We start from the raw sequence: 6555 nt of genomic DNA on the forward strand, positions 1-6555 counted from the left end.
AAAATAATATTTAAGATTTATTTTTTTGATTAATTAATAAATTATGAAGTCCAAAGCCTAATGTTTTTTTTTGTTTAATGACAAGTTCTTTTAAAGGTAATTCGGGGTGTATTTTAGGTTCGTAATCCGAATATGGATAATATTTAACTTCTTTTAAATCTTTGTTTTGTTCTAAAGTATTGCGGTTTAGGCCCATTTTATCAAGGGTGCCTGCAAAAATTAAATTAGTTAATAAAGGTTCGGTGAGGAAAGGAAACAATTGTTGTTTAAAGGTTTTAAAAGAATAATAAAGGGGCATTTGGGCAGTTTTAGTTAATTTTTGGTGTTCTTTAATTAATTTTTTTTGTTCTTTCATTAATTCTTGGCAAAAAGCAACATTTATTCCTTTAATAATAGTTAGAGGCAAAAATAATTTATTGTCTTTGAAATAATATTTATCTTGGCTACTAAATATATGGGGTGGTTCTATAATGATACCTTTTTGGATAACTTCTTTGAGCAAAATTTCTGTCTGGGTTGCATCTCCAATAGCATCATTTAATAAAGTAATTACAAAAGCAATAAAATGATTAGCTTTCAAATAAGCCATACGATAACTAATTAAAGAATAAGCGACACTGTGACTTTTGTTAAAACCGTAATTGGCAAATTTTAAAATATAATCATAAAGTTTGTTAGCTATTGTAAGGTTGCGTCCTTGTTCTTTGCTTTGGGCAATGAAGTTGTTTTTTTCTTGCAATAATAAATCTTTTTCCTTTTTGCTAATAGCTCTTCTAAAAAGGTCTGCTTGGGCAAGACTGTATTTAGCAAAGACAGCTACAATTTGCATAATTTGTTCTTGATAAAGAATAATGCCATAAGTAGGTTGGAGGATAAAATCAATTAAGGGGCTAAAAAAAGTGGTAGTTTTTTGATGGCGGTTTTTTAAAAACATATTAAAAGAATCGATGGGTCCTGGTCTATTTAAGGCAAGTAAGGCAATTAGGTCTTCGAACTTTTGGGGCATCATTTTTTGTAAAAAGATTTTGGCGTTATAAGATTCTAATTGAAAAATCCCTATTGTTTTTCCTTGTTGCAACAGCTCGAAAGTTTTTGTGTCGTTTAAAGGGATTTTAAAAAGACCAAAATGGGGATTAGTTTTTTGAATGGCTAAAACCATTTTATTCATCAAAGTAAGACTTCTTAATCCTAAAAAATCTATTTTGAGAAGTCCGATTGATTCCAGGAAAGAAGCTTCCCATTGGGTTTGTTGTAAGTTATTATGAGTGCCTTTTTGTAAGGGAATAATTTGATCAAGGGGCATTTGGCTTAAAATAATTCCTGCTGGATGGGTTCCTGTAAACCGTGGTATTCCTTCGATATAAGATGCCATTGTAAGTAATTTTTTCATTTGCAAATCCAAAGTTTCTTTTTGATAAGTGCTTTTTTTATCCAAATATGCCAAAACGCGTTTAGTTTGGAATTCCTTTACTGTGGGCATAAATTTAACTAATTCATTGATAATGGCTTTTTGGCTTACAAATCTACCAAAAGTAATAATACTTGCTACGTGTTTGGTGCCGTACTTTTGACAAACATATTGAATAATTAAATCTCTTGTATTTTCTGGAAAATCAAGGTCAATATCTGGCATAGTTTTTCTTTGAGGATTTAAAAAACGCTCAAAAATAAGGTCATATTGTAAAGGGTCAATCTCTGTAATTTGTAAACAAAAACACACCAAAGAACCCGAAGAAGAGCCTCTACCAGGACCTACTAAAATACCTTGTTTTTTGGCGTATCTTACAACATCACCTACAATTAAAAAATAATTGTCATATTCCATATCAGCTATAATTTGTAATTCTTGATCTAGCCTTTGTTGGTATTTGGTATATTTAGGGTTTTTAAAATCGATGTATTGGCGCAAACCTTCATAAGAAATTTGTTTTAAGTACTCTTTGGCAGTTATTTTTTGGGGTTGTAAAAAATCAACAAAGGAAGGCAACAACATTTTTTGTGGTAAATAATTTTGATATTTAATAGAAAAGATTAATTTTTTTAAATAAGCAAACATTGCTTTATGTGTTTGGGCGTTGTAGGCGCTATCAAAATTATCTTTGGTTAAAAAAGATAAATCAGTTTGGTCGTCGTTTTTTTTATTTTCCATTTGTGCAAGTATTTGATAGGTTGGTTGGGCTTGAAAAGTATCATAGCAAGTTTTGTTAATTGGTACATAAGGAATTTGGAAGTGGTTTGCAAAATCAATGATGTTTTCAGAAAGTAATTCCAAAAAGGAGTTTTGATAAGAAATACCTAATACAAGTTCGTCAAATATTTTTTGTAATTGATTAGCTATTTGAAAAAATTTATCTTTTTGGTCGCGAAAAAACATATCATCAAAAAAGGGATTTTCTCCAGGAATCAAAGCAAACAAATCTTTACCTAAATGAGCAATTTGATTTAATGTAATTTGGGGTGTTTCTTCATTTTTAATAATAGTTGAAATTTGAATTAAATTTTTGATTCCTTGGTCGTTTTTGGCATAAATTAAAAGTGTTGCTAGTTGATTGTTGTGCAAAAAATTTATTTTTAGTCCTAAAATAGATTTGATTTGATAGTTATGGCATAATTTTAAAAAAGTTGGCATGCCATATAAATTATCATCGCTCAAAGCAACAAAATCATAATCATTTTCTTTGGCTTTTTGTACCAAAGTTTCTAAAGAATTAAGACTTTGTAATAAGCTATAAAAACTTTGCAAATAAAAAACGCCTCTCATAATTGCACTTCCTTGCTGGCTGAAAAATAAAAGTATTGTTGTTTTGGATGTTTGTTTGTTTGGATGTTTGTTTGGATTTTCTAATTTTATTTATTTTTTGTGATTTGCAAAAACTTTATTCATCTTCCCAATCTGTTTGGAACTCTTTTTCCCAATTTTCTTCTAATTCGTCTTCCCAATTTTGGCTTTGCCAATTTTGCAAATTTGGCGAACCATCCCAGTTTTTCTGTCTAGTTCTTGATGACGACGAATTTATTATTGCATCTCTTTGTTTTGGTTCTGCTTGCGAACCATCTTTTAACCAAAAAAGGTATAAATTTTTAATACCTAATCGAGAATTTTTTAAATCTTCGATGCTATGAGTGTTATTGCCATAGCCGTATTTGGATAAATCAATGTCTTTTTGATAGACATATATTAATTTCTTTGGGGCATTTTTGATGCAAAAAGGTTTTTTTAAATTTTGCAAAGAACACAAATAATAACAAAAAGAAGGGTAGTTAATGCAAACAGGAAAAGAATCGGGGAATTTTTCTTTGATATAATTTTGGACTTGTTCGGCTGAATCTAGATAAATATCGTGAACTTTGGGTTTTGGGAATGTTGCATTATGATTTGAGTTTGGTATTTTGGCAAAAGTAAAGTTAGTTAAAAAATAAACTCCACAAATTAAAATTAAGGAAAAAAATGTAAAAATTGCTCCTAAAATAATTATAATTGTCTTTTGTTTAATTTTTTTGCTCCCTTCGGTTGTTTTTGCAACACAAAATATTTAATTATCATTAACCCATTTTATATAAAATATTTTTGACCCTTTTTTATTTTCGGATTTTTGGGCTTTGGTGATTTGGAGATTTTTGCTTTTGGGAATAATTTATTTTTGGCTTGTTGGTTTTTGCTTGCTTTATTCGTTATCGTTATTCGTTAGGACTTTATTTGCTGTTTTGTTTTGACTAAATTTATTTTGATTTTTACAATGTGGAAATAAAATAACATCACGAATATTTGCAGTATCGGTTAAAAGCATAACCAAACGATCAAGTCCCATTCCAAGACCACCAGTTGGAGGCATGCCATAATTAAGGGCGTTTAGGAAATCATAGTCCATGTCATTGGCTTCGTCGTTGCCTAATTGTTTTTGTTGTAATTGATTTAAAAAACGTTTTTCTTGTTCGATAGGGTCGTTAAGTTCGCTAAAAGCATTAGCAAATTCCTTACCTACAATAAAAAGTTCAAAACGTTCAGTAAAGCGAGGATCAGCTTCGTTTTGTTTTGCCAAAGGACTTATTTCCAGTGGATGTCCGTAGACAAAAGTAGGCTGAATGAGAGTGTTTTCTACGTATTTTCCAAAAAAAGCCTCAATGATATGTCCTTGACTAAAATGGGGCATAACTTCAATTTGGTGTTTTTTTGCCAAAGAAAGGCATTGTTCCAAGGTAAAATTATCTGTAAAATCAATTCCTGTTTTTTCCTTGATTGATGCAACCATACTTACTTTTGCAAAATGGGAAAAATCAATTTCTTGGTTTTGGTAAGTAAATTGCAACTTGCCAAACAATTTTTGGGCCAATTCTTGCAAGCATTGCTTTGTTAAGTCCATAATATCTTGCATATCAGCATAAGCCAAGTAAGCCTCAATAGTGCTAAATTCGGGATTATGTGTGGCATCAATTCCTTCATTTCTGAAAAGACGTCCGATTTCATAGACTTTATTCATTCCACCAACAATTAATTTTTTAAGGGGTAATTCGGTAGCAATTCTCAAGTAAAAATCACAATTAAGAGCGTTGTGATGAGTGATAAAAGGTTTGGCAGAAGCGCCTCCCAAAGTTGGTTGTAAAATAGGAGTTTCTACTTCTAAAAAGCCCTGATTATCAAAAAAATTTCTAATGTATTTCATAATCAAACTGCGAGTTAAAAATACTTGTCTTGTTTTTTCGTTTACGATTAGATCAACATAGCGATTTTTTCTCATCTCTTCGCGGTTTTGCAAGCCATGAAATTTGTCAGGTAAAGGTTTTAGGGCTTTGGTAAGATGAATAAATTCCAAGGCTTTAATGGTTAATTCTTGCGTTTTGGTTTTAAATAAAAAACCTTTGATGCCTATGATATCTCCTAAATCACAATTTTGATAAATCTGAAAAGCATCTTTGCCCACTAAATCCAGTTTTATATATGCTTGCATTCGGAAATTAAAATCTTGTAAATGCAAAAAACCTGCTTTGCCTTGTCCTCTTTTTAAAACGATTCTGCCAGCTACACAAACATGGATTTGTGATTGTTCGAGAGCTAGACTATCTGATTTTTGGTATTGCAAAAGAATTTGTTCGATGGAATGAGAAGGGACAAATTTTTTTCCAAAAGGATCGATGTTTATTTTTTTTAATTCATTCATTTTTTGATGTCTAATAATTTCTTGTTCGCTTAATTTTGTTGCCATTTATATGCTCCTTGCATCATTTAATTTTTTTAAACATTTAACCTTTATTATACCAAAAAAACTTTGGTTTTGGTGATGTTTTTGGAAGGGTTGGGGATTTTTTTGTGGGGAAATGCAATTTTTTTTATTTTGTGGTTTGAAAAAGCAAAAAAAGTTAATTAGTTTGGATAAAATAAAAAAAGACACCCATAAAGAATGCCTTTGGGTTGGTAATTGAATTTTACAAAATTAAAATTGCTTTTTGTTTTTGATTGATGAATTAAAATTTGAAATCAAAATAGTTTTAAAAGAGATGATTTGCAAAAAAGATAATTTTTAAAAGGATGTTTTTAACAAAATAAGTAAATATTAAAAATTATTTATATCGTGGTTTTGGTGGTGTTTTTTTATTAGTTCCAACCAAATAACCGATAAGAAATCAAAGAATACCGCCTAATAAAAAAGTAACTATTAAAGGCAATACAATGCTTTTGCTATTCATTCCGCAACTATATCCCCATTTGTAAAAAAGGACAATAAAGAAAACTGCTAAAGCTACTAAAAATACAATTAATCCTGTCATCATTCCTGATGAAGCATCAAACATTCCTTCGTTATACATTTTAAACCTCCATTTGTTTTTTTAAGATAAAATATTTTACTAAAAAAACAACAGCAAAAATTGCTTTTTGTGAAAAAATTGATTTTTTTGAACTTTTTTATGCAAAAATGGAACAAAATGAATAAATTTAAATAGTTATATGATAAATTTGTAAAGTGATATATAAGTTTATTAAGATTATGAAAATATTTATAATGGGATTCCAAATTTAGTTTATGTTATTCCTTAATTTGGATATTTTGTCAAAATGTGTTAAAATAGGATTAGTGCAAATTGTTGTAAATCGCATTTTAATTATTTTGCCATAAGTCACAAAGCAATCAAGTCCTTAATTTTCCTTGTGTTTTTGCTTTATGTTTCTTTTGTTTCTTTTGACTTTGGCATGTCGTAAAACTGTTTTATTTGTAAAAGTTTTAGTATAGTAAGTTTTATTATAGTAAAAAAACAAAGGAAAAGAACAAAATATGAAAAACATGAAAACTAAAAACAATAAAAATAATAATACCAGCATAATGGAGCACATCCAAAAGAATTACAAACAAAACATAATCAAAATATCAATATAGAAGATATTAAAGATGAAAATATTACCTTTATTAAAATAGATAAAATCTTAAAAGATGGTGTTTTTGATATTAAATATGAAATTGAATTTGCTAAAAGTGATTATGAAAAAATTACAATTGCAGATGAAATGAAAATAGAAACTACATCATCTTAAAATATTAAGTTGTCTAAATAAATGAAACAGTT

General features: G+C 29.1%; 4 protein-coding genes. All 4 read right to left on the minus strand.

All coding sequences use genetic code 11. From position 1 onward, the window contains the following. Positions 1–10: 10 nt before the first annotated feature. Positions 11–2761, minus strand: a complete 2751-nt coding sequence (gene dnaE / locus OL66_RS02820) for a DNA polymerase III subunit alpha (protein ID WP_034172382.1) — start codon at positions 2759–2761, stop codon at positions 11–13. A gap of 115 nt (positions 2762–2876) precedes the next feature. Beyond that, positions 2877–3230 (minus strand): hypothetical protein, encoded by a 354-nt coding sequence (locus OL66_RS02825; protein WP_034172383.1) that lies wholly within the window; start codon positions 3228–3230, stop codon positions 2877–2879. A 435-nt stretch (positions 3231–3665) separates the two neighbouring features. Then, complete coding sequence (gene lysS, locus OL66_RS02830) at positions 3666–5201, minus strand: lysine--tRNA ligase (RefSeq protein WP_034172384.1); 1536 nt, start codon at positions 5199–5201, stop codon at positions 3666–3668. 418 nt (positions 5202–5619) lie between these two features. After that, positions 5620–5802 carry a hypothetical protein gene (locus OL66_RS02840; protein WP_034172386.1) on the minus strand — a complete coding sequence of 61 codons (183 nt, stop codon included), beginning with the start codon at positions 5800–5802 and terminating at the stop codon, positions 5620–5622. Positions 5803–6555: the final 753 nt, after the last annotated feature.

This window comes from Chrysanthemum yellows phytoplasma (assembly GCF_000803325.1).
GTDB lineage: Bacteria > Bacillota_I > Bacilli_A > Acholeplasmatales > Acholeplasmataceae > Phytoplasma > Phytoplasma asteris.